Source organism: Chryseobacterium sp. HNCC26DJ238 (genome assembly GCF_057180465.1).
Genome location: NZ_JBXUGI010000020.1, coordinates 43,579 through 69,536 on the forward strand (window position 1 = coordinate 43,579; position 25,958 = coordinate 69,536).

Consider the following 25,958-nt stretch of genomic DNA (forward strand, 5'->3'; position numbering starts at 1 on the left):
TTTTTTTTACTGAAGCGTAACCTTAACTGATTTTTCACCTGCTGAAGACTTCAGGTGAACAATATAGAAGCCGCTTTTTAAATTAAAATCCACTTCTGCCGAAGATCTCAATGTTTTCACAAGGTTGCCGGCTGCCGTATATACTTTTATTTCAGTACTCTGGTTATTCAGGCCGGATACAAAAATTGTATTTCCTTTTGTATAAACTTTCGCTTCAGCCTTTTTCAATGTATTTTGTGCAGATAAAGTAACAAGTGTAGTTGTGCCAATGGAATTTGAAACTTCAATCTTATAAATATTTGTTGCCTGATCCGCTCCAATATAGATATTACCTGCTCCACCGGTATAATTGGCAGTCAGGATCAGGGCATCCGAAGAACTTGCACTTCCCAGCGAACCTATAACACTTGTACCGTTGGTTACATATAAAGTTCTGATGCCTGAACCACCTGTCTTAAACCATACTTTTACCGTGCAGGCTCCGGTTACTGCAAAATAGACATATCTTTTAACTGGCATCACAAAAGAGGTTGCTCCGGTATCCCAGCTTCCTCCATTGAGTTTAAAACGTTTTGTTGCTGTGTATCCGTCTGGAAATGTAGCACTGTTGGCTTCTACAGCAGCAAGATTTGAGACATTTGATCCCGGGATCATTGCTAAATTATCAAGCAAAGTATCTACAGCATACCCTGCAGAAACAGCCCAGGTCGCGCTGTTACCAAAATCCCAGGTTTTACTCTGTGCTCTGAAAAGACTCATAAAGAAAAGTCCGGAAATCATGGATAAGATGAATGTTTTTTTCATGATTAAAAATTTTTAATGTTAATAGTTTATAAATAAAATGTGAACGCAATCGATTGCATAAAGATATATCTAATTTCAATATACGCAAGAGAAATTTTAAAAAAATAAGAATTACCTAAATTACACCATCGAATGATCATTATTTTACAACAAATTTTGCAAATTTAAAAATATTACTATATTTATGTGCAATCGATTACATAACAAAAATCTACTATCAAATTTTAATAATCGTTAATTTTATGAAAAAACTAATATTCATTTTTGCAGTGTTTATGGGTCTTATAAACCTTCAGGCACAAAGTATTGCCATCACTCAGACAACAGGATGGATGGAATCTGCATACATCAAATGGACACCGGTAAGTGGTGCCGACAGCTATAAAGTGTATTATTCGGGAGGAAATTTCACAGACAAGATAATAGATACCCAGCTGATCAGAAATTACGGTTCTTATTACAGGGCTGATGTTTTAGGATTAAGCCCTGGTATCTATACCATTAAAGTAGTTCCTGTCACAGGAAATACTGAAGGACCTGCAACCATATCTGCACCGGTTACCGTAACAGCGCATGACAGAACAGGTTTTGCCCACAGCAACGGAAGAATACCCGGTGCATACAATCCCGATGGTACTCTTAAGGCAAATGCAGTGGTGCTGTACATCACTCAGGACACAAAAAACACGGTATCTATGAATGTCACAGGTGCTAATGCCAATCCCTGTGTAGGTTTACAGACTATTCTGGACGGCTTCAAGAAAGGTCTTGACACCCGTCCTCTGGCAGTTAGACTGATTGGCAATATCACCGATCCTAATTATTTGCTGAATGGAGATATCGTTATCGAAAACAAAAAAATTGCAGCAAGTTCGATCACTTTTGAAGGCGTCGGATCTGACGCCCTGGTCAACGGATGGGGGGTACGTATAAAATCTGCCACCAATATTGAAGTCCGTAATCTGGGATTCATGCTGACTGATGCTTCTGAAGGCGACAACCTCAGTCTTCAGCAGGACAATACCTATATATGGGCACATCACAATGATCTGTTTTACGGCGCTCCCGGATCGGATGCAGATCAGGCAAAGGGAGACGGTGCACTGGATTCAAAAAAATCAACCTATGTTACCTTTTCGTACAATCATTTCTGGGATAACGGGAAAAGCTGCCTTCTGGGTCTGAGTGAAGGAACAACGACGGATCTTTATATCACTTATCACCACAACTGGTTTGATCATTCAGATTCAAGACACCCTCGGGTACGCTATTTTTCCGCCCATGTGTATAACAATTATTATGACGGAAACTCTAAATACGGTGTAGGATCTACCTTAGGATCATCAATTTTTGTTGAGGGAAATTATTTCAGAAACTGCAAATACCCCATGTTAATCTCTAAGCAGGGAACTGATATTGCGGGAGGATCTCCGGGAACTTTTTCCAATGAAAACGGAGGGATGATCAAAGCTCACAATAATTACATGACAGGTCAGACAGCTTTTATACCGTACGGAACATCTGCCTTGACCCAGTTTGATGCATACGTTGCAGCCAACAGAAATGAAGTTATAAGCAACAGCATTACTGCCGTTCAGGGAAGTGCTGCTTACAATAATTTTGATACAAACCCTGCTTTTTATATTAATTCTTTAGTAATCGATACTCCGGTACAGGCAAGAGATAAAACAATGCAATATTCAGGAAGGGTTTCCGGCGGTGATATCAGCTGGACATTCAGTAATGCAGGTGATGACACAAGCTCATCGGTGAATACCGGATTAATGGCTTTATTGCAAAATTACACATCCCAGCTGGTTTCGGTACAGGGAATCTCATCTCCTGTTGCCAGTTCCCAGACTTTAACCATTCCATCAAATAATGATCAGACCCTGATATCTGCAACAGCCATGACACCGATGGTATTTACCTGGGGCGGAACGGCAACTGATGTTACCATAACAGGACTCCCTGCTTCAGGAGTAAGCTTTGTAAAAAACACAGCCAACAAAACTGTGACTGTTTCAGGAAATCCTACGGATGATGTAAGCTTTACAGTTACTACGGCAGGCCCAACAGGAACATCCGTATCAGGAACAGGAAGCATCAGCGTAATTGCACCGGGAGTTCCACAGGGCAATGAAGTTCATAATTTTACAACATCAGCTCTGAACAGTACATTCTACACATTTACCTCTGCCAATATCAACTCTACCGACGGATCTGCCACCTACGACGGGATCGCTTTTACAAAACGTCTAAAATTGGAGTCAGCTACATCGATTGCGTACACTACATTACAGGCTTCTACTTTAACGCTGGTTCTCGATCCGACATTTACCGGAACTGTAAAGTTTGACAACACCAATTATACTGCATCAGCAGGCATCATAACCATACCTAATATTGCTGCGGGAGCACATACTATTTCCAAAGGAAGTGTAGCCAACCTGTTCTATATCAAAACTGTATTTGCTGCATCAGCAACTCTGGGAACACAGGAGAATACATCAGCCGGCATCTTCAGTGGATATCCTAACCCCGTGCATTCAGTTCTTACTGTTTCAAATCCGGATAATCGTGTAATACACGAAATATTGGTGATAAACGCGGCAGGACAGGCAGTAAGATTAATGAAAGAGAACAGGTCAAAGATTGATATGAGCGGCCTGATCAACGGAGTATACTACCTGCAGATCAAAACCGACAAAGGAATCTTTCATCAAAAAATCATTAAAAACTAACGGGAAAAGCTTTTATGTTCATCAGGAGGCACTTCATATTAACACGGCATTTCTGTAAACCTGAAAGTTGATAAAAAAAGACCAATGAATTAATTCATTGGTCTTTTTTGTAATCGTTAAGTCTTACCCTATTCTTTTTCTGACAAATATTTCATAGGACAGGTACAGGAGCGGAAGAGACATGATACCCAGGAATAAAGCATTGCTCAATGCCACTTCAGGAAAAACTGCAACTGAATATAATAATCCAAAAAACGCACCGCCCAAATGCGCTGCATGGCCTATGTTATCATTGCTTCTGGGTTTCAGCATACTGTAAACAGAGTATCCGAAATACAGAAGACCGAAAATATATCCTGGAATACTCAATTCCGGAGGCAGGAAGATAATTCCGATTTTCATATTGACAGGATCCAAAGAAACGCTTGCGAAAATAATTCCTGCAACGCCACCGCTGGCACCAATTGCAGAATACCAGCTTTGCGCCTTATAAATGAACAGAGAAAATAAATTCCCCAGCAGGATGGATGCAAAATAGATAATCAGAAAACCAACCACTCCAAAATCGTAGATTACAGCCGGACTGAACATATAAAGAACATACATATTCAAGATCAGATGCATGAAATCTGCATGCAGAAAACCGGCTGATAAAAGCCTTATGTATTCTTTACGGTGAAGAACTGCTCCTACATTGAATTTATATTTTTCAAAAATCCTGATATCATTTAACGCCAGATAGCTAATGATGCAGGTGATGGCAATGATGAGTATTACAATATTCATATTTTTCTTTCTTAGTTTTCAGGACTCCCCTCTTCAAACAGATCCCCGATGGTACCTCCATCATCATCTGCAGAAGGAGTAAAGTCCGGTTCTTCATACTCCTCCGGTTCTTCCTCTTCAGGTTCCGGAACAGTGATATTGATTGTTTTTACTTTAAATTTTGTAAACTGATTTCCAATTGCCCTGATTCCTTTAATAGCAATAAATTCGTCGATATTAACCGTTTCAGGATCGCGTTCTTTCCCTTTGTCTTTTGCGAAAATAATTTCTGCCGTCGTTCCGTTGGAAACCAAAATTCTCTCAATAAAGGATTTAGGATGTTCAGCCGGCATAAAGGTCTGCGGATTGGTTGTATTTTCCAGCAGGAACCTTTTGATAAAATAAATATCTTTTTCCCCGTCATAATAGATACAGGTAATTGGCTGTTGCGGTCTCCACTTTTCAAGGATAATATACTCATCATCAAAGCGGTTTCCAAGATCAAAACTGATCAGTTTTGCCTCCCCCTGGGAATTAACGGTTAAAATTTTATCATCTCCTTTAAAACTGCCGAGCAAGGTTCCTCTTACATCAGCATTCAGCCTTCTGACCGTATCATCAAACCAGATTTTACGGGGAGCCAATGTAGAAACACCTTCCTCTTTTAAATCTACTTTTTTGACTGAATATTTGGTGACCAGATTTCCTTTGGAATCACGGCCTTTGATTCCTATTTCAGAGAAATCAATATCCATTTTATTTTTCCTGATCCTTGGATTAGGTTTCAGCAGAACGGTTACCGTTTCAGCTTCACCATTAGGATTTGCTGAAAAGTAAAGAGTCTCGGAACCTTTTGCATCTGATGCCAGGCGGTAGTCGGTATTTCTGGTCACACCGGTTACCGAGAAGCGTTTCATATAATAAGGGCCCTGCATGCCTTCACGGTAGATCATGTTGTAAACCGTCCGTTTATCGTTTTTCTTCCAGATGGCAACATGCAGAATATCTTTTCCGATGAACGTTTTGGCTTCTACCTTAACGACTTTCATGCTTCCGTCTTTTCTGAAAGTAATGATATCGTCAATATCAGAACAGTCAAATAAAAACTGGTCTTTTTTCAGCGAAGTTCCTACAAAACCTTCTTCGAAATTAGCATAGAATTTTTCATTGGCTACGGCAACTTTTGAGGCATCGATGGTATCAAAAATTCTCAGTTCGGTTTTACGTTCTCTTCCCTTACCGTATTTTTTCTGGATATTAAGATAATAATCAATCGCATAAGCAATCAGATTGCCTAAATGATGTCTTACCTGCTCAATCTTTCCTTCGAGTGCAGCAATATTTTCTTTAAATTTATCTAAATCGAATCTCGAAATTCTTTTGATCCTGATCTCAGTAAGCCTCAGAATGTCTTCTTCTGTCACTTCTCTTAAAAGATGTGCAGTATGTGGTCTGAGCCCGTCGGCAATGGTTGTCAGAACATCTTCCCAGCTTTTCACCTCTTCAATATCGTGGTAGATCCTGTTTTCTATAAAAATTCTTTCCAGTGAAGAAAAATGCCAGCTTTCCTGCAGCTCATTGAGTTCAATTTCCAGTTCTTTTTTCAGGAGTGAAACCGTATGATCGGTATTCATTCTCAGAATCTCCGAAACGTTCAGGAACATGGGTTTATCACCCACAATGACACAGGCATTAGGTGAGATGGTTACCTGACAGTCGGTAAATGCATAAAGTGCATCAATCGTCTTATCGGGTGAAACTTCGTTATGAAGATAGATCAGGATTTCTACTTTATCCGAGGTATTGTCTTCAATTTTTTTGATCTTAATTTTTCCCTTCTCGTTGGCTTTGATAATTGAATCAATCAGATCACCGGTATTTTTGGAAAAAGGAAGCTCGGAAATCATCAGGGTATGTTTGTCGACCTGAGAAATTTTTGCCCTTGCTCTTACTTTTCCGCCTCTGTGACCGTCGTTATACTCCGAAACGTCCAGAAAACCTGCTGTCAGAAAATCAGGGTAAATTTCAAATTTTTTACCTTTCAGGTGAGCTACAGAAGCATTAATGAGTTCATTGAAATTATGCGGAAGAATTTTTGTAGAAAGCCCCACTCCGATTCCTTCAACCCCCTGTGCAAGGAGCAACGGGAATTTAACAGGCAAATCTACCGGTTCATTATTTCTGCCGTCATAAGATTTTGCCCAGACTGTTGTTTTGGGATTGAAAACCACCTCCAGAGCAAAAGGTGTTAATCTTGCTTCAATATATCTTGCGGCAGCAGCTGAATCTCCCGTGTAAATATTTCCCCAGTTCCCCTGCGTATCAATCAACAGTTCTCTCTGCCCTATTCCGACCATTGCATCAGTGATCGAAGCATCACCATGAGGATGGTATTTCATCGTATTTCCTACGATATTGGCAACCTTGTTGTACCTGCCGTCTTCAAGTTCACGCATGGAGTGCATAATCCTCCGCTGAACAGGCTTGAAACCATCATAAACAGAAGGGATGGCTCTATCTAAAATTACATAAGATGCATAATCCAGAAACCAGTCTTTGTACAGTCCTGATACTTTTTTTAAGCTTTCGCCTTCGTGAGAATTTTCTTCTATCATTATTTTCTTAGTGTCTTCTTTCTTTATTTGTTTCTATCACTTTATTGAGTGAAAACTTCAAATTTCCGATTTCTTTTCTTGTTAAATAAGAGATTTCATATTTCAGTAAAGTAGAACCACTGTTTTTGCTTGAAACGGTAAGGTATAATCTCTTTACAAAAAATAAGGTAACAACTTCATAACTGATAAGCTTATATTTCGGAAACTCATCACTCAGAGGCCTGGTAAAAAATGGTATAATACTTCTGTTTCTAAAATGGATGGCTTCTCCGTCACTGTCATATTCAAAAATCTGCCTTCCGTGAAGGATAAAAAAAATCAATAGAAGGAACGGAAAAACAAGCAGAAGGTAGCTTTCCAGTCCTAAAATATTAAACTTATATTCCTCCAGTAAAAAAGCTCCAATTCCAACCAATATCATTATTAATAGTACAATACTGAAAAAATGATAGACAGGAACTTTACGTCGGTTACTTATTCTCATTTGGATTGGTGTATCGGTTATTGGTTATTCTACTTCAGTTAAAATTTCTTTGTCATTAATATTGGAATCTTCAACGACCAGGTTTTCAAGAATAAAAACCTGGCGATCAGGCGTATTTTTACCCATGTAAAATTCTAACAGCTGCTCAATTGTCTGATCTTTTCCGAGCACGACAGGCTCTAAACGGATATCTTTTCCAATGAAATTCTTGAACTCATCAGGAGAAATTTCTCCCAGACCTTTAAATCGGGTTATCTCCGGGTTTTTTCCCAATTCATTCAACGCCTTTACTCTTTCCACTTCAGAATAGCAATATCTCGTTTCCTTCTTATTTCTCACTCTGAACAGCGGGGTCTGAAGGATATACAGGTGACCGTTTTTAATGACATCAGGGAAAAACTGCAGGAAAAAAGTAATCATCAGCAGCCTGATGTGCATTCCGTCAACATCGGCATCGGTCGCAATAATAACCTGATTGTATCTTAAATCTTCAAGGCTCTCCTCAATATTCAGTGCAGCCTGCAGAAGGTTAAATTCTTCATTTTCATAAACCACTTTTTTGGTAAGACCGTAACAGTTCAACGGCTTCCCTTTTAAAGAAAATACAGCCTGGGTTTCTACATCCCTGGACTTTGTAATGGATCCTGATGCGGAGTCTCCTTCAGTAATAAAAATCTGTGTTTCTGCTTTTCGTTCTGCTTTCTGATCATTGTAATGCTGTCTGCAGTCACGAAGTTTCTTATTGTGAAGCGACACTTTCTTCGCTCTCTCTCTGGCTAATTTCTGAATTCCGGAAAGCTCTTTTCTTTCTCTTTCAGAGATCAATATTTTTCTCTGAATTGCCTCTGCGATCTCAGGATTCTTGTGCAGGAAATTATCCAGCTTGCTTTTAAGAAAATCAATAATAAAAATTCTTACCGTAGGTCCGTTTGGTCCCATATCATTGGATCCCAGTTTTGTTTTCGTCTGAGATTCAAAAACAGGCTCTTCCACGTTGATGGAAATTGCAGCAACGATAGACTTGCGGATATCAGATGCGTCAAAGTTTTTATTAAAGAATTCACGGATCGTTTTTACATACGCTTCACGGAAAGCGTTAAGATGCGTCCCTCCCTGGGTTGTATTCTGACCGTTAACGAAGGAAAAATAAGTTTCTGTCTGTGATTTATCGGTATGGGTGACTGCCAGTTCAATATCATTATCTCTTAAATGAACAATCGGGTACAGTACATCGCTTTCAAGCTCTTCTTCCAATAAGTCTTTAAGACCGTTTTCGGAAAAAAATGTTTCACCGTTGAAAAGGATTTTCAGTCCGGGATTCAGATAAGAATAATTACGGAGCATTCTTGCGATATACTCTTTTCTGAATTTAAAGTTTAGAAAAATATCTGCGTCAGGAACAAAAGAGATCTCCGTTCCGTTTCTGTCGGAGGTATCTTTCTCGGTATGGTCTTCGGTAATCAGTCCTCTGGAAAATTCAGCCATCTTCATTTTTCCTTCACGGAATGAGCGAACGCGAAAATAATCTGAAAGGGCATTCACTGCCTTGGTTCCAACTCCGTTCAGACCGACTGACTTTTTAAAAGCTTTGCTGTCGTATTTACCCCCGGTATTCATTTTTGAAACCGCATCAACCACTTTACCTAAAGGAATTCCACGACCAAAATCACGGATAGTAACCTTTCCGTCATCGACTTTTATTTCAATTCTTTTACCTGATTTCATTCTGAACTCATCAATCGAGTTGTCCAAAATTTCTTTCAGTAAAATATAGATACCATCATCTGCAGATGAGCCATCGCCCAGCTTCCCGATGTACATACCGGGCCGTAAACGGATATGCTCCTGCCAATCGAGGGTTCTGATATTATCTTCGGAATAGATAGGTTGTATTTCTTGTGACATAGATTAATTAAGCAAACATACAAAAATACGAAATTGAACAAAAATATCCGAATATTTACCACCGTTTTTATTCTTATTTTTAATCAAAACATCATTTGATGATAATAAATTGAATGCTTCAGCAACAGATATACGATCCGGTTTCAAAAAATACACTAAATTCGATGTCAGTAAAAAATCTCATTCATGATACATCTCCCTCTTTCTAAACTTTCCAATGTCGGGACAACCATATTCAGCCAGATGACGCAACTGGCCAATGAAAATGAAGCAATTAACCTGTCACAGGGATTTCCTGACTTCATGCCCGACTCCGGACTGCTTGATCTTGTGGATCATTTTATTCAGAAAGGATTCAATCAATACGCTCCTATGGCCGGAATGATGCCCCTGAAAGAAGAAATTGCCGGAAAGATAGAGAACAGCCATCAGGCAGTATATCATCCGGATACAGAGATCACCGTAACTGCAGGAGGGACGCAGGCTATTTTCACAACCATTGCCACCTTCATCAAAAAAGATGATGAAGTAATTATTTTTGAACCTGCTTATGACTGCTATGAGCCTACTGTTGAACTTTTCGGTGGTATTGTCAAGCGTTTTGAGATGAGAGCCCCGGATTATGAAATCAACTGGAATAAGGTAAAAAATTTAGTCTCTGAAAAGACAAAAATGATCATTCTTAATAATCCTAATAATCCTTCAGGAAGGATTTTAAAGGAAAATGATATCCAGGAACTGATTAAAATCGTAAAAGATACATCCATCCTGATCTTAAGTGATGAAGTATATGAAAACATCGTTTTTGACGGAAAAGAACACCTGAGCATCTGTAAGTATCCCGAACTGAAAGAAAGAAGTCTTCTAATCGCTTCCTTCGGAAAACTATTTCATGTTACCGGCTGGAAAATCGGGTATTGTGCAGCACCAAAAGCACTGACTGACGAATTCAGGAAGATACATCAGTTCAATGTTTTCTCCGTCAATACACCTATTCAGCTGGCCTTAGGTGAATACATGAAAAATAATGAACATTATCTTCAGCTGAACCAGTTTTTTCAGGAAAAAAGAGACTTTATACGCAATGGTCTCGCACAGACCAATTTTGAACTGCTGGATTGTGAAGGCACCTACTTCCAGGCTTTGAAATATGATAAAATATCAGATAAAAGTGATTTTGACTTCGCAAAAGAACTGACCGTTCAACATAAGGTGGCGAGCGTTCCGTTTTCATCTTTTTATAAAAATAAACTGAATGAAAATGTGATCAGGCTCTGTTTTGCGAAGAAACAGGAAACGCTGGAAAAAGCGATTGAGAATTTGGGGAGGGTATAGAAAAGAGGGGGGCTTCGAGAGCCTCAGCCACCCTTTCGAGAGCCTCAGCCACCCTTTGAGAGCCTCGGCCGCGCTTTTGAGAGCAAACGCCATTCAGTAGCCTTCGGGAGCCTCAGGATAAATTTTGGAGTTTCAGGAATTCTCTAAGACCTTAGCCACTATTAAAGAGTGTCAGCGAACATTCGAGAATCCAGGCCAATATTTGAGAGCCTCAGTTACCGTTTTATAAGTTACCTTGTTTTATTAATCAACCACTCTATCACTCAAACTTTTTTATCAGCCATTTACAAGCAGATTAATCCGTTTCTATCAAAAACTTTTTTATTAATCCAGAGATTTACTCCGTCTATAGGAATGCGTCTGCTCCATCAATATCATTCAAAAAACTGTCTCAAGAAGTATTTTCTAAATATTTCCAAAGAATAAAAAAACCAATGCATTCTTACAGGTTTAAACTAAAATAATTTTTAAAAAGCAAAAACGCTCCCAAATTCATGGAAGCGCTCTTTAAAATACTATAACTAACTTTTAATACTTTTAAACATTAAATCTGAAGTGCATAATATCACCGTCCTGTACGATGTATTCTTTTCCTTCAACAGAAAGCTTTCCGGCCTCCTTTACTTTGGCTTCAGTTCCGTAATTTACATAATCATTGTATTTGATTACCTCTGCACGGATGAATCCTTTTTCAAAATCAGTATGAATAACTCCCGCTGCCTGTGGAGCAGTCCATCCCTGTCCGATCGTCCAGGCTCTTACTTCTTTTACTCCTGCGGTAAAATACGTCTGAAGTTTTAATAAATCGTATGCTTTTCTGATCAGACGGTTTACCCCCGGTTCAGTTAAACCTAGTTCTTCAAGAAAAATTTCTCTTTCTTCGAAAGTATCCAGTTCATTGATATCCGCTTCGATCTGAGCAGCCAGAACTACAACTTCAGCATTTTCTTTCTGAGCCATTTCTTCGATTCTGGCAATCCATTCATTTCCGTTTTTAATAGAATTTTCATCTACATTACAAACGTAAAGAACCGGTTTATTGGTCAACAGCTGTACATCAGCGATTACTGAAGCAGCAAAATCATCCATAGGAAATTCTCTTGCATTTTTACCGTCTTCGATGAATTTCTCAAGATTATGAAGCGTTTCGTAAGTAAGGATATCTTCCTTCTTACCTGATTTGATGAATTTTTTTGCTTTTTCAACTGCTTTACCAACCGTTTCCAAATCTTTTAACTGAAGCTCGATGTCGATAATTTCTTTATCTCTCATCGGATCTACCGTACCTTCAACGTGAATGATATTTCCGTTTTCAAAACATCTTAACACATGGATGATCGCTTCACACTCCCTGATGTTGGCAAGAAACTGATTCCCCAGTCCTTCCCCTTTGCTCGCTCCCTTCACCAATCCGGCAATATCAACGATCTCAACTACTGCAGGTAAAACTCTTTCGGGATTTACCAGTTTTTCAAGCTCAAATAATCTCTGATCCGGTACTGAAACTGTTCCTAAATTAGGCTCAATCGTACAGAAAGGATAATTGGCTGATTGCGCTTTAGCATTGCTAAGGCAGTTAAAAAGAGTTGATTTACCTACATTGGGTAAGCCTACGATTCCACATTTCATAACGAAATTTTATTTTAATTTATAGTGTTATGCCACCTTACGGTTTCATATTTCACCTTAGCTTTCTGCAATTGGCATATAGCTTCAATGCATGTAAAAATAAAGGTGTGCAAAGATAGTGATTTTAGGGTGATTTTCATAATAAAAAAATCTGCCAATGAATTGACAGATTTTTAGAAATAATGATTTATCGTTGTGTTCTTATGGATTTGCTCCTGTGGCATCCTGAGCCTGCTCGGCATCATCAGGAAGTGTTTCCAGTGTTTTATCAAGACTGAACAGTGATTCATCACTGGCTCTGTCTCCTCCTGCAATTTTTAATTTATCAATTAAATTCATAGCAAAAGTTTCTTCCTCGATCTGTTCTTTTACGAACCACTGAAGAAAATTCCAAGAAGCCCAGTCTTTTTCTTCAAACGCAATATTTACCAAATTGTAGATGGCTGTTGTGTTGTCTACCTCATGTTTGAAAACTAGATCAAAACAGTCGGTAAGGCTTGTTGGCTCCTGTCCGGGAGAAGGCAGTTCAGTAATTTTAGGTTTTCCTCCTCTGTTAAGTACATACTGCATAAATTTCACGGCATGATCTCTTTCTTCCTGAGCGTGACGGAAAAGAAAATTTGAAATTCCACCATATCCTTTGTCAGCTGCCCAGATTCCGTAAGAGAAATAAACTCTTGACTGCAAATCTTCTGTATTCATCTGGTCACTGAGTGCCTGTTCAAGTCTTGGTGAAAGTCTGTTGGTATTCATAATTGTATATTTATAAGTTTTGTGACTAAAAGGATACAAAAATGATTCCGATAGGATGCCGCCCTTCATAAATGATTTCCGTTCATTTATAATCCACTGTCAATCATTGATTTAATTAAATAATTTATAGTAAGTCTAAATCTAAAAAAAGACTGTCTGAAAAGTAGGGAAAGATTTTCACTAGGTATAATACTCTTTCAGTCCGATAATCAGATTTCATTCACTAATCGCTTATGAAATGATTATTCTTTATGTTGGAAAATCCTTCCGGCGTTTCAAACGTCGGAAGGATTGAGTGTGCGGATAAATATAAAAAGTACTGAGGACGCTTAATAAACCCTCTGATTATAAAACGCAGAAACTCTATTTCACTTTCTTCGCCATGTAATCACTTTCATTGCCTAAACGGTCAACTGCTTTGATGGCAATGGCATTAAGTATTTTTCCGTCCTTATTTTTAGGAATTTCTTTTGACAGGGTTTCTAACGTTAAGATTTCAGTTTCCCATACTCCGTTGTACTGAATGAAGAGAACCCATTGAAATACACTGCCTACTTTTTTTGAGCTCCAGCTTGCCCTTATCAGACTTCCGTTATCATTGGTAAATAAAGTGGGCTTATCTAAGGGAACTGCCTTGATCCAGGGACTTTTCGGGATAAGTGCTTTCTCTTTATAAGGTCCGCTTTTCAGAGTCGGGAGCATATTTGAATTTTTGGTCAGACCTGCAATGCTCCAGTGAATTTCTCCGGCATCGTTTGCTAAGATCTGTCTCGACACCTCAATCTGATTTTTAATTTCAGAAGGACGGTCAGAAACTTTGATTTCTACCGTATTCAGTCCCGGCCAGAGATGACGGTTCATGGTATTTTCCGATTTCCACCAATTCAGAAGCGAAGCGAAGGGCTGACCTTTTGACTCGATCGGCCAGTACAGCTGAGGTGAAAAATAATCTACCCAACCTTTGTTCAGCCATAATTTGGCATCAGCATACAGTTCATCATACTGGGAAGAGCCCACAACTCCCTGTGGATAGCCTGGTTTCCAGATGCCAAACGGGCTGATCCCGAACCGTACGTAATTTTTTTCTGCATGAATTTCTTTATAAATTCTCTCCACAAACTGATTGACCTGATCTCTCCTCCAATCTGCTCTCGAAAGGGTTCCGCCGGATCCGACATAAGCATTCCAGCTTGCGCTGTCAGGGAAATCAGCTCCCCTGTTATAGGTTGCGTAAGGATAAAAATAATCATCAAAATGAATCGCATCAAGATCATATCTTTTAACAAGATCTTTCACTACATTAGAAACGTGCCCTTGCGTTTTTGGATTGGCAGGATCAAACCAGTACATCCCGTTTTTTAAGCGGACGGTAATATCCGAAAGTTTATTGACCATTGACTGGCTGGAGACTGCTCCCCCATTGCTATGATGTGCCCGGTATGGATTAAGCCATACATGCAGCTCCATTCCCCTTTTGTGGGATTCTTCAATCCAGAACTGTAAAGGATCATAATTCGGATAAGGAGGCTGTCCCGTCTGTCCGGTCAGGAAATATGACCACGGTTCCAGTTCGCTGGTATAAAGAGCATCTGCAGAAGGACGCGCCTGAAAAATCACCGCATTAAAGTTATTATCCTGAAGCATATTCAGCATACTGACTGCTTCTGCTTTTTGCTGCTCTACAGAAAGATTGTTTCTGGAAGGCCAGTTGATATTGGCGACACTGGCAATCCATGCACCACGGAATTCACGGCTGACAGCAGGCAGGCTGACCCTGAAATCTTCATCGACCGGTAGAACGACCTTTGGTTTGACAGCTATGGAAGAATCTTTAGGTTTAGCTTTGTACCTGTCGGATTTTGCAGGATTCTTAACAGTGGAAGTATTTTTCTGTACGGAACATGACGTCGTGAATGAAGCAAGACCTAACAGAAAAATTAATTTTATTTTGTTGATTTTCATAAATTGCAAAAAAGGAAAGTTAACAGTTTTAAATAAGAATGATCTTATTTCTCCTTCGAAAAGTGCAAATTTAAAAAGTTGAAACAGAATAGACCGTACAAACAGAAATAATTTATTCCGTTTTATTTACAGGATGTTGCTTAAAGACGTTTTCCGATAGAGCCTCAGCCGTCATTTGAAATAATACGCTGATTACTTTATGCAATTATTCCAGGCGGTCACTGATGAAAAATCCTTCTGTCCCATTTGCAGTCTTACCCTGATACCACTTTCCCTGCGAAGCTGTAATGGTTACTGCTGTTCTGGAGTTCACTAAAGATACAATCTCATATCCGGTTCCTGCTCCTGCACGCAGATTGGTCCCTGCTTTCAGATATTTTTTGGAAGGCTTTGTTTTCTCTGCTATTCCTGTTTTTTTCGGTGCAGTACGCCTCCGAATATAGGGATAGGGATCAACGGCACCTCCGGAAGTATAGATCCCGAAATGAAGATGAGTGGCACCGCCTGCCGCATTTCCTGTATTTCCAACCAAACCCAGGGTGTCACCGGTCTGAACATTCCTGCCTTGTTCAGTCATTACACTGTCCAGGTGAGCATAGTAATAGGAATTTCCCATATCAACATCACGAAGCCAGACCTGCCTGCCACCCAATCCCTGATTCCCGGTGCGGGTAACAAAACCTTTGGAAACGGCGACCACCGGTGTTCCCCGTGAAGCAAAAACATCAACTCCTTCATGACTTCTCCCACCACTATCCCTGCTCGCTCCCCAGAAACTCTGTACGTCACGGTTTCCTTTTCCGGCAACAGGAAAGGCAATGGACGGCTGTGTATACACATGAAGTTCAAAATCACTTTGATAATCGATTTCAGGCTGAATAATCACCCGATGCCAGCCCGTGTTTTCTATGACTTTTGAGAATAAATTGTTTTTTATCAATTCACTTTTTGAATTTTCAACTGTTGCATTAGGCGGGATAATATCTACAAAAATTTTCCTGTACTTTTCAGGACTTAGTATTGCCAGTTGTAACAGGTCTCCTTTTTTCAATTCAAGAGAATATCCTAATGCTTTTACATCTGTGGAATCAGAAAAAACACTTATCACAGTTGCATCGCTTATTTTAAGCTGATTATTTGAAGCAGCACTATAATTGGCTTTCCATTTTGTCATGATGCTGTCAGCTCCCGAAAAACTTCTTTCATATTTTATCCGTTCGGAGGTTTCAAAAATATTCTTTGGCACCTTCAGTCCGTCGCAGGAAATAGCGAGTAATAAAATCAATAAAAAAACAAAGAACCAAATACAACTTTTCATTTTCTATTTTATACAAAAATTTAGCCGCAGGATAATCTTTTTTACATTTCATAAGATTTAGTACATTGATAATTCCTGAAATACTTGAGATTGGAAAACCCTGCCAGCGTTTAAAACGCTGGCAGGGTTGAGTGAGGGGGCAAAAATAAGTAATGAAAAAGTTCAAAGAATTTCATTTACAAAAAAAAATCAGTATCACTCATAAGGCAAATCAATCCTTCGTTTTTTGGGATTTAATAAAGTGATCATTCCTGAAATACTTAAGATTGGAAAACCCTGCCAGCGTTTAGAACGCTGGAAGGATTGAGTGTGGTGGCAAAAATAAGTAATGAAAAAGTTCAAAGAATTTCATTTACAAAAAAAAAATCAGTATCACTCATAAGACAAATCAATACTTCGTTTTTTGGATTTAATAAAGTGATTAATCCTGAAATACTTAAGATTGGAAAACCCTGCCAGCGTTTAGAACGCTGGCAGGGTTGAGTGTGCTGGCAAAAATAAAATACTGAGAAAGTTCTACAGACTTTTCTAAATAAAAAACAGAAATTCATTATCTATAATAAGACAAATCAATACTTCGTTTTTTGGAATTTAATAAAGTGATCATTCCTGGAATACTTGAGATTGGAAAATCCTGCCAGCGTTTAGAACGCTGGCAGGGTTGAGTGAGGGGGTAAAAGTAAAACACTGAGAAAGTTCTACAGACTTTTCTAAATAAAAAAATCAGCCAAAGTCTGAATCATTACAAAATTTGCCGTATAAAAAAAGACTGTCCTTTCGGACAGTCTTTCAAATATTATAAAGAAATGGGATTAAGCTTTCGCACCTCTTTCAATTCTTTTTCTTTCTTCTTCAGAAAGGACTTTCTTTCTCATACGGATAAAGTTCGGAGTCACCTCGATCGCTTCATCAGACTGAATATATTCCATACATTCTTCAAGAGAGAATAAGATTTTCGGTGCAACACCTGTATCTTTATCTTTACCTGAAGCTCTCATGTTGTTCAGCTGTTTTGCTTCAACGATGTTTACTACCAAATCTCCCGGCTTGTTCTGCTCACCGATCACCATACCTGCGTAGATCTCCTCGCCCGGATCAACATAGAACTTACCTCTGTCCTGTAATTTAGCGATAGAGTATTCTGTAGCAGGACCCTGCGTTTTGCTGATTAATACACCGTTGCTTCTTCCCGGAATAGCACCTTTGAAAGGTTTGTATTCTGTGAAACGGTGTGCCATGATAGCTTCCCCAGCAGTTGCGGTCAACATCTGAGAACGTAATCCGATCAATCCTCTTGAAGGAATTTCGAATTCCATGTGCTGCATCTCACCCTTAGTTTCCATAATGTGAAGATCTCCTTTTCTCTGAGTGGCCAAATCGATCACTTTAGAAGCATATTCTTCAGGAACGTCAACAACCAAAGATTCGTAAGGCTCACATTTTTCTCCGTCAATTTCTCTCAGGATTACCTGTGGCTGACCGATAGTCATTTCATATCCTTCTCTTCTCATTGTTTCAATCAAAACTGACAAGTGAAGAATACCTCTACCGAATACAAGGAAAGTGTTTGCATCACCGGTCTGCTCAACTCTTAATGCTAAGTTTTTCTCTAATTCTTTAGTCAGTCTTTCTTTCAGGTGATTGGAGGTAACATATTTACCATCTTTACCGAAGAAAGGTGAATTATTGATTGAGAACGTCATGTTCAGCGTAGGCTCATCAATTGAAGTTCTTGGCAACGGTTCAGGATTTTCAAGATCTACGAAAGAATCTCCGATCTGGAAAGCGTCGAAACCTACTACAGCACAGATATCCCCTGCTTTCACTTCCGTTACTTTTTTCTTTCCAAGTCCTTCGAAAACGTATAATTCTTTTACTTTTCCTTTTAAAACTTTACCGTCAGCCTGAGCAAGACCGATCCACTGGGATTCTTTGATCTCACCTCTGATCACTTTCCCGATAGCAATTCTTCCTAAGAAAGAAGAAAAATCAAGAGAAACGATCTGCATCTGAAGGTTACCTTCTTCAACTTTAGGTTCAGGAACATATTGTAAGATACCGTCTAATAATGGGAAAATGTCCTCAGTCTGCTCCAATGAAGTATTGAACCATCCCTGTTTTGAAGAACCGTAGAATGTTGGGAAATCCAACTGCTCTTCAGTTGCTTCAAGGTTAAAGAACAGATCAAAAACCTGATCGTGAACTTCTTCCGGACGACAGTTTGGTTTGTCTACTTTATTGATCACTACCAACGGTCTTAAACCTAATTCCAAAGCTTTCTGCAATACGAATCTGGTCTGTGGCATCGGTCCTTCAAAAGCATCTACCAATAAGATTACCCCATCTGCCATTTTAAGAACTCTCTCTACTTCACCACCGAAATCGGCGTGACCAGGAGTGTCGATAACGTTGATTTTAACGTCTTTATAAGTTACAGAAATATTTTTTGATAAAATGGTAATCCCTCTTTCTCTTTCAAGATCGTTATTATCCATTATTAATTCTCCACTTTCCTGATTTTCTCTGAAAATGTTTGTAGCATGAATAATCTTATCAACCAAAGTAGTCTTACCGTGGTCAACGTGTGCGATAATCGCAATATTTCTAATGTTTTGCATGAATGATTTTTACGGGTGCGAAATTAGTGATTTTTAATGAATTAACCACTAAAAGTTTTATTAATTAACAAATTCATAATGAGCAGGTTTTGCAAAGCAACCTGTTTTATGCGATCAATTCGCTGTATTAAAAGCAACTGATACGGCTGTTAAAGAGTTGTAAGTTGCAAATAAATAATAATTTATACTTATTTATTAATAATCAAAATAAAAAAACCCGGATATAAAATCCGGGTCTTTACTATATATAATCTGTTAAATTACAGATTCTGATCTTCGTGCTGTCCTTCGTTGATCTCTTCAACCAGTTTGGCGTTGAATGCAGGAAGGTCTTTTGGAGTTCTGCTGGTTACCAAACCGTTATCCACTACTACCTCACTGTCTTCCCATACCGCTCCTGCGTTTTTAAGATCCTGGCTGATGGAATCAACCGACGTTAAATTCCTACCTTCTACCGCCCCTGCATTGATCAGGATCTGAGGACCATGGCAGATGGCTGCAACAGGTTTATGCTGTTTGAAAAAGTCCCGCACAAAACCAAGAGCTTTCTCATTTGTTCTTAACTGATCCGGATTGATCACTCCGCCCGGTAAAACCAGAGCATCATAATCTGAAGCTGATACTTCATCCAATGTTTTATCTACATTATATTCCTGTCCCCAGTCTTTCTCTGCCCATGCTTTGATCGTTCCTGACTCCGGACTGATGATATGTGCAGTCCAGCCTTGCTGCTCTAAATGTTCTTTTGGAGATTTCAGTTCACTTTCTTCAAATCCATGTGTGGATAGGATCGCAATTTTCTTTGACATATTATTTATTTTTTGGTTTTGTATGTCAAGTGTAAAGAAAAAATAATGCCGTACAGAATTGTTGAAATGATAAAAATTTGTTAAATAAATTTTAAATATACATCATCAACTCTACTCTACAACTTTTAAAAGCCTGCCACAATTCTCTTAAGAAATATAAAATGTCCGGTTATCAGAAATCTTTTGTGAACAAGGTTCACCAGATTATTGCTGAAATTATTTTGATTAAAAGATTGACGCAAAATTTTATGAATGCCTGTGCTCCAGTGTAAGTGGGAAAGTGATGCGTCTTTATAACTGATACATCTGTATGCTTATTCCTACGCTACGAAGAATTGACTTTGGCTGATCCTATCGCCTGCTCAATGAAATATACATGGTGAAATTAAATCTTTGAGTCAGAAAACAAATTATCAGTGTCTGATCTTCTTAATAACAACTCCATTCATATGATCTTTGAATTCACTTATAAAAACTCAAAGTTTTTTAACTGTGACGGATTACCTACGATCAGAAAATAAATCAAGCATTCACCCTTTAGCTTTCCGCCAATAAAAATATGTTATTATGAATTGCAGGGCAATAATCAGAGCTATTTTGAGCAGGAAATTCTTTTTTGAAGTTTTATGCCTGAAAACCATCATAGCCAGGACAGCACCAACAGTTCCTCCTACAAACGTCAGGATTAAAAGCATTGATTCTGAAATTCTTCTTCCGTGTCTGACCGCAAGACGTTTGTCAATACCAAAGGTAATGAACGTGACAAAAGTAAGAATGATCAGGATGTACAGCATCAGTGAAAAAATTTAGGCGTAAAGTTAGTTTTTTCTGCCTGTTTTTTACTTTTGTAAAGATGCAGAATGAGATTACAGAAATTTCCATGTCAATCAAAGAAGATGTTTATTTTTGTATGATTATAATAAACAACAGATGACACTACAGGAGTTAACAGGAAGCTATTCTGTGCAGGGCAGCAACCAGGAGGAGACCGACGAAATTTCATACCAGGGCATCCTGACCCTGTCGATTGATGAGAACAACCGCATTGCTGCCCAATGGATTTTAGGAGATCATGAACAGAACGGAACCGGTTTTTATAAGGACGGTATTTTAGTGATTAATTTCAGCTATGAAGGTACTGATGATCGAATCTATAAAGGTGTTGCGGTATATCGCTGCCTTGAAAACGGAATTCTTGATGGTTTCTGGTCAGAAAAGCATGGTAATCCTCTGTATCTGGGGAGTGAATACTGTGTGCGGATTCGTCAATCTGCTTTTTTAAACTGATCCTGCAGATCTGGCTCCGTGATTTATTTTTACGCTGGTTTATCCTGACATTCAAGATGAATGCTTCAGTTATCTGTATGCATAATTTCCTATTACTTCGATTGAATACTGAATTTTGATTTTTTTGCACTTTAATTGTCAGGAGAACCTTTCCGCTGCTAAACCTCCGACACTTCGAGTGATTTTTTGAAAAAAAAATGTATTGAGAAGCTTGTATTAACAGATCAGTGATTGATTGGCTGTCGCTCACCCAATACAAAAATCTATATTAATTGTTCCCGATAAAATTACAGTAGCTCATTAGGATTTTAAGGTGATAATTTTTAACTTTACTTTTCATACTCACAGAATGGCTGTATCTTTACAGCTGAGAAAATAAAAAACACATGGAACAAAAGGTACATCAGGGACGCAATGTAAAACGGTTCAGAGAAATACTTGGAATCAAGCAGGAAGCTTTGGCTTTTGATCTCGGTGATGACTGGAGTCAAAAAAAAGTCTCCCTTCTCGAACAAAAAGAAATCATCAATGATTCACTGCTTCAGAAAATATCTGAAATATTCAACATTCCTGTAGAAGCTTTTCAGAATTTCAGTGAGGAACAGGCAATAAATATTATTTCCAACAGTTTTGATCAGGGCTCCATAGCCAATAATAACTCGACTAATTCTAATGTTAATTGTACGGTCAATCCTCTTGATAAGATCCTTGAATTTCATGATGACAAAATTGCTCTGTACGAAAAAATGCTGAAGGAAAAAGATGAGATGATTCAGAGAATGGAAAAGTTTTTAGAGAAAGAGAATTGAGTTTCTTAGTGATTGATAACTGCTTCACTCCTCCAAGAGATGTTAAGCGTCAAGTTGTGAATTGCTTTCAAAAATTATTATCTTCGTGATTGATCACAGCATAAATAAAGCGGTAGCAGCAGCCTACGCAGTTGTGAATTGCTTTCAAAAATTATTATCTTCGTGATTGATCACAGCATAAATAAAGCGGTAGCAGCAGCCTACGCAGTTGTGAATTGCTTTCAAAAATTATTATCTTCTTGATTGATCACAACAAAGGTGAACGACGATATACTGTAAGACGAGTTGTGAATTGCTTTCAAAAATTATTATCTTCGTGATTGATCACAACCCTTTGCTAATAGAGTTCAATCAGGAGTCGGTTGTGAATTGCTTTCAAAAATTATTATCTTCGTGATTGATCACAACTTAACAGTTGCACATGATGCAGAATTAAGCGTTGTGAATTGCTTTCAAAAATTATTATCTTCGTGATTGATCACAACGTGAAAGAAGTATAGCAATTGGTTTTGGGTGTTGTGAATTGCTTTCAAAAATTATTATCTTCGTGATTGATCACAACTTGAAGTCTTCAGGTGTAAGTCCCATTTTGGTTGTGAATTGCTTTCAAAAATTATTATCTTCGTGATTGATCACAACAAGGTATTGATACTGCAGATAAGGGTTTGGGTTGTGAATTGCTTTCAAAAATTATTATCTTCGTGATTGATCACAACGCACCACAAAAACAAATCCCTGCAACCGTAGTTGTGAATTGCTTTCAAAAATTATTATCTTCGTGATTGATCACAACGACAAAGTATTATCGCCTTTTGTTATTCCTGTTGTGAATTGCTTTCAAAAATTATTATCTTCGTGATTGATCACAACTTTCCCCGCAATGGGCACCCGACCTGCCATGTTGTGAATTGCTTTCAAAAATTATTATCTTCGTGATTGATCACAACGAGTCAGCAGATAAGGAGGTTGACAGCGCAGTTGTGAATTGCTTTCAAAAATTATTATCTTCGTGATTGATCACAACGCATTAGATTTGGGATAAGTCTTCCTGGATGTTGTGAATTGCTTTCAAAAATTATTATCTTCGTGATTGATCACAACACGGATGTATTAGCATTGTTTTGCCTATCCGTTGTGAATTGCTTTCAAAAATTATTATCTTCGTGATTGATCACAACGCATTAGATTTGGGATAAGTCTTCCTGGATGTTGTGAATTGCTTTCAAAAATTATTATCTTCGTGATTGATCACAACACGGATGTATTAGCATTGTTTTGCCTATCCGTTGTGAATTGCTTTCAAAAATTATTATCTTCGTGATTGATCACAACATGATAGCATTAAACTTGCACTATCAGCATGTTGTGAATTGCTTTCAAAAATTATTATCTTCGTGATTGATCACAACCCACGAACTGCATAGATGTTTAGTAGCTGTGTTGTGAATTGCTTTCAAAAATTATTATCTTCGTGATTGATCACAACGAAGTTAAAAAACTTAAAGAGACAACGCTGGTTGTGAATTGCTTTCAAAAATTATTATCTTCGTGATTGATCACAACCTACCATGTACAATGGTCTTTGCGAAAACTGTTGTGAATTGCTTTCAAAAATTATTATCTTCGTGATTGATCACAACAAAGGATTGAATAATGCTTATGGTGAAACTGTTGTGAATTGCTTTCAAAAATTATTATCTTCGTGATTGATCACAACAATTTCTTCAGAGTAAAAAGATTATCCCTTGTTGTGAATTGCTTTCAAAAATTATTATCTTCGTGATTGATCACAACTAGAGTTTCAGATGGAACGGTCGAACCATTGTTGTGAATTGCTTTCAAAAATTATTATCTTCGTGATTGATCACAACATCCTTATTTGCCTGCCGGCGAAGCTTTACGTTGTGAATTGCTTTCAAAAATTATTATCTTCGTGATTGATCACAACCAACGCATTCAAAAGCACGGTTCTGGGGTAGTTGTGAATTGCTTTCAAAAATTATTATCTTCGTGATTGATCACAACGTGGAATAAGAAGTATGACGGCCTGTTTTAGTTGTGAATTGCTTTCAAAAATTATTATCTTCGTGATTGATCACAACGTGGAATAAGAAGTATGACGGCCTGTTTTAGTTGTGAATTGCTTTCAAAAATTATTATCTTCGTGATTGATCACAACCTACAACCCCAGAACCAAGGAATATATGTTGTTGTGAATTGCTTTCAAAAATTATTATCTTCGTGATTGATCACAACGCTCCCTGAAATTGAGAAATATCATACGTAGTTGTGAATTGCTTTCAAAAATTATTATCTTCGTGATTGATCACAACACCAATGCATTCAGGTTTTCTGTCATCTTCGTTGTGAATTGCTTTCAAAAATTATTATCTTCGTGATTGATCACAACTCCTACAGAATCTATTGCTGTAGGTTTATTGTTGTGAATTGCTTTCAAAAATTATTATCTTCGTGATTGATCACAACAAGACGTAGAAGCAACTGTGCAATCAGGTGGTTGTGAATTGCTTTCAAAAATTATTATCTTCGTGATTGATCACAACCGGCTTCAGGAGCTACTGTAATAGAACTTCGTTGTGAATTGCTTTCAAAAATTATTATCTTCGTGATTGATCACAACATCATGTGTAACAACGAAGTGATTGAGTCTGTTGTGAATTGCTTTCAAAAATTATTATCTTCGTGATTGATCACAACTTAGACCTGCGTCTTTCCATCTTTGCATCTGTTGTGAATTGCTTTCAAAAATTATTATCTTCGTGATTGATCACAACTGTACGCAATAGACGACTCTGTAACCTTTGTTGTGAATTGCTTTCAAAAATTATTATCTTCGTGATTGATCACAACTATCACTATTTTATGAGGTGGATCAAAACCGTTGTGAATTGCTTTCAAAAATTATTATCTTCGTGATTGATCACAACGTGAAGCGTTGGTAGGAGATTTCACAATCTGTTGTGAATTGCTTTCAAAAATTATTATCTTCGTGATTGATCACAACAAGTTGGGCGAGTATACAGTGCCATGATAGGTTGTGAATTGCTTTCAAAAATTATTATCTTCGTGATTGATCACAACTTCCTGCAACAGGATTGGTTGCAGATACAGGTTGTGAATTGCTTTCAAAAATTATTATCTTCGTGATTGATCACAACGTGGTTCAGCAAAAAGACGATCAGTCAACAGTTGTGAATTGCTTTCAAAAATTATTATCTTCGTGATTGATCACAACTTTTTGAACTTCTGAGAATACTGACATAGCGTTGTGAATTGCTTTCAAAAATTATTATCTTCGTGATTGATCACAACTTTTTGAACTTCTGAGAATACTGACATGATGTTGTGAATTGCTTTCAAAAATTATTATCTTCGTGATTGATCACAACTTGCCATTTTAGCAGCCATCCCGGACTGCTGTTGTGAATTGCTTTCAAAAATTATTATCTTCGTGATTGATCACAACAGATATGGGCGGAAGCTTATCAGCTCTACAGTTGTGAATTGCTTTCAAAAATTATTATCTTCGTGATTGATCACAACTTTTTAATTTTCCTGTAAAAACGTTAATCAGTTGTGAATTGCTTTCAAAAATTATTATCTTCGTGATTGATCACAACGATCTATCTTACCGGTAGTCGATGAAAGCTGTTGTGAATTGCTTTCAAAAATTATTATCTTCGTGATTGATCACAACCTCAAAAAACAATCTACTGATTTTCAGTAGATTGTTTTGTTTTTCAGGATTTAAAATTTAGAATAATTCGAGCTGTTGGAATGTTGGAGGCGGCTCTTCTTTATTCCTGGCGAAGAATATTTCGATATCACCAAACTGCTTGTCTGTAATGCACATGACAGCAACTTTTCCTGCTTTGGGAAGCATAAATTTCACTCTTTTGATATGAACCTCAGCATTTTCACGACTCGGACAGTGACGAACATACATCGAAAACTGAAATAAAGTAAACCCATCATCCAGTAAACCCTTGCGGAATTTATTGGCATCCCGCATATTGGCTTTGGTTTCTGTCGGTAAGTCATACAATACTAAAACCCACATAATTCGGTAAGCATTAAACCTTTCGGCATTCATGATTTAA

Annotated in this window: 17 protein-coding genes and 1 CRISPR repeat array; of the genes, 4 read left to right on the forward strand and 13 right to left on the reverse strand. The window is 38.0% G+C overall.

The features are described 5' to 3' along the window. Positions 1-6: 6 nt before the first annotated feature. Positions 7-804: a T9SS type A sorting domain-containing protein gene (locus AC2A07_RS17345; RefSeq protein WP_484051419.1), complete on the reverse strand. Its 798-nt coding sequence runs from the start codon at positions 802-804 to the stop codon at positions 7-9. Positions 805-1,046: 242 nt separating this feature from the next. Here AC2A07_RS17345 and AC2A07_RS17350 point away from each other — a divergent pair, with 242 nt between their 5' ends. Then, on the forward strand, positions 1,047-3,548 hold the full coding sequence (locus tag AC2A07_RS17350) for a pectate lyase family protein (protein ID WP_484051420.1): 2,502 nt from the start codon (positions 1,047-1,049) through the stop codon (positions 3,546-3,548). Positions 3,549-3,671: 123 nt separating this feature from the next. Here AC2A07_RS17350 and AC2A07_RS17355 read toward each other — a convergent pair whose 3' ends face one another. Genes AC2A07_RS17355 through AC2A07_RS17370 form a run of 4 tightly spaced genes read right to left on the reverse strand, consistent with a single transcriptional unit; the run spans position 3,672 to position 9,317 of the window. Next, positions 3,672-4,334 (reverse strand): rhomboid family intramembrane serine protease, encoded by a 663-nt coding sequence (locus AC2A07_RS17355; RefSeq protein WP_484051421.1) that lies wholly within the window; start codon positions 4,332-4,334, stop codon positions 3,672-3,674. Between the two features lie 11 nt (positions 4,335-4,345). Further along, positions 4,346-6,928, reverse strand: a complete 2,583-nt coding sequence (locus AC2A07_RS17360) for a DNA gyrase/topoisomerase IV subunit A (protein WP_484051422.1) — start codon at positions 6,926-6,928, stop codon at positions 4,346-4,348. A gap of 7 nt (positions 6,929-6,935) precedes the next feature. Next, positions 6,936-7,412: a hypothetical protein gene (locus tag AC2A07_RS17365; RefSeq protein ID WP_484051423.1), complete on the reverse strand. Its 477-nt coding sequence runs from the start codon at positions 7,410-7,412 to the stop codon at positions 6,936-6,938. A gap of 24 nt (positions 7,413-7,436) precedes the next feature. Further along, a complete protein-coding gene (locus tag AC2A07_RS17370; protein ID WP_484051424.1) occupies positions 7,437-9,317 on the reverse strand; it encodes a DNA topoisomerase IV subunit B in 1,881 nt (626 codons plus the stop codon). A 186-nt stretch (positions 9,318-9,503) separates the two neighbouring features. Here AC2A07_RS17370 and AC2A07_RS17375 point away from each other — a divergent pair, with 186 nt between their 5' ends. Next, a complete protein-coding gene (locus tag AC2A07_RS17375) occupies positions 9,504-10,652 on the forward strand; it encodes a methionine aminotransferase (protein WP_484051425.1) in 1,149 nt (382 codons plus the stop codon). Positions 10,653-11,189: 537 nt separating this feature from the next. Here the strand turns inward: AC2A07_RS17375 and ychF are convergent. The 7 genes from ychF to AC2A07_RS17410 form a co-directional block, all read right to left on the reverse strand. Then, positions 11,190-12,281 carry a redox-regulated ATPase YchF gene (gene ychF / locus AC2A07_RS17380; RefSeq protein WP_484051426.1) on the reverse strand — a complete coding sequence of 364 codons (1,092 nt, stop codon included), beginning with the start codon at positions 12,279-12,281 and terminating at the stop codon, positions 11,190-11,192. 201 nt (positions 12,282-12,482) lie between these two features. Beyond that, on the reverse strand, positions 12,483-13,034 hold the full coding sequence (locus tag AC2A07_RS17385) for a ferritin (RefSeq protein WP_484051427.1): 552 nt from the start codon (positions 13,032-13,034) through the stop codon (positions 12,483-12,485). A gap of 363 nt (positions 13,035-13,397) precedes the next feature. Next, positions 13,398-14,996 (reverse strand): glycoside hydrolase family 10-like protein, encoded by a 1,599-nt coding sequence (locus AC2A07_RS17390; RefSeq protein ID WP_484051428.1) that lies wholly within the window; start codon positions 14,994-14,996, stop codon positions 13,398-13,400. 205 nt (positions 14,997-15,201) lie between these two features. After that, complete coding sequence (locus tag AC2A07_RS17395; RefSeq protein WP_484051429.1) at positions 15,202-16,314, reverse strand: peptidoglycan DD-metalloendopeptidase family protein; 1,113 nt, start codon at positions 16,312-16,314, stop codon at positions 15,202-15,204. A gap of 812 nt (positions 16,315-17,126) precedes the next feature. Beyond that, positions 17,127-18,932: a translational GTPase TypA gene (gene typA, locus AC2A07_RS17400; protein WP_484051430.1), complete on the reverse strand. Its 1,806-nt coding sequence runs from the start codon at positions 18,930-18,932 to the stop codon at positions 17,127-17,129. Between the two features lie 260 nt (positions 18,933-19,192). Continuing rightward, on the reverse strand, positions 19,193-19,741 hold the full coding sequence (locus tag AC2A07_RS17405) for a type 1 glutamine amidotransferase domain-containing protein (protein ID WP_314499608.1): 549 nt from the start codon (positions 19,739-19,741) through the stop codon (positions 19,193-19,195). A 530-nt stretch (positions 19,742-20,271) separates the two neighbouring features. Further along, the gene (locus AC2A07_RS17410) at positions 20,272-20,535 is read right to left on the reverse strand and encodes a DUF1294 domain-containing protein (RefSeq protein WP_484051431.1); all 264 of its coding nucleotides are present in this window, start codon (positions 20,533-20,535) and stop codon (positions 20,272-20,274) included. A gap of 136 nt (positions 20,536-20,671) precedes the next feature. Between AC2A07_RS17410 and AC2A07_RS17415 the strand changes: the two genes are divergently transcribed. Both AC2A07_RS17415 and AC2A07_RS17420 read left to right on the forward strand, forming a co-directional pair. Continuing rightward, on the forward strand, positions 20,672-21,028 hold the full coding sequence (locus AC2A07_RS17415) for a hypothetical protein (protein ID WP_314499613.1): 357 nt from the start codon (positions 20,672-20,674) through the stop codon (positions 21,026-21,028). A 386-nt stretch (positions 21,029-21,414) separates the two neighbouring features. Next, positions 21,415-21,837 (forward strand): helix-turn-helix transcriptional regulator, encoded by a 423-nt coding sequence (locus tag AC2A07_RS17420; RefSeq protein ID WP_484051432.1) that lies wholly within the window; start codon positions 21,415-21,417, stop codon positions 21,835-21,837. 53 nt (positions 21,838-21,890) lie between these two features. Further along, positions 21,891-25,555: direct repeats of the CRISPR family, unit length 47 nt; unit sequence GTTGTGAATTGCTTTCAAAAATTATTATCTTCGTGATTGATCACAAC. 57 nt (positions 25,556-25,612) lie between these two features. Here AC2A07_RS17420 and cas2 read toward each other — a convergent pair. Continuing rightward, positions 25,613-25,951 carry a CRISPR-associated endonuclease Cas2 gene (gene cas2, locus AC2A07_RS17425; RefSeq protein ID WP_314499456.1) on the reverse strand — a complete coding sequence of 113 codons (339 nt, stop codon included), beginning with the start codon at positions 25,949-25,951 and terminating at the stop codon, positions 25,613-25,615. Positions 25,952-25,958: the final 7 nt, after the last annotated feature.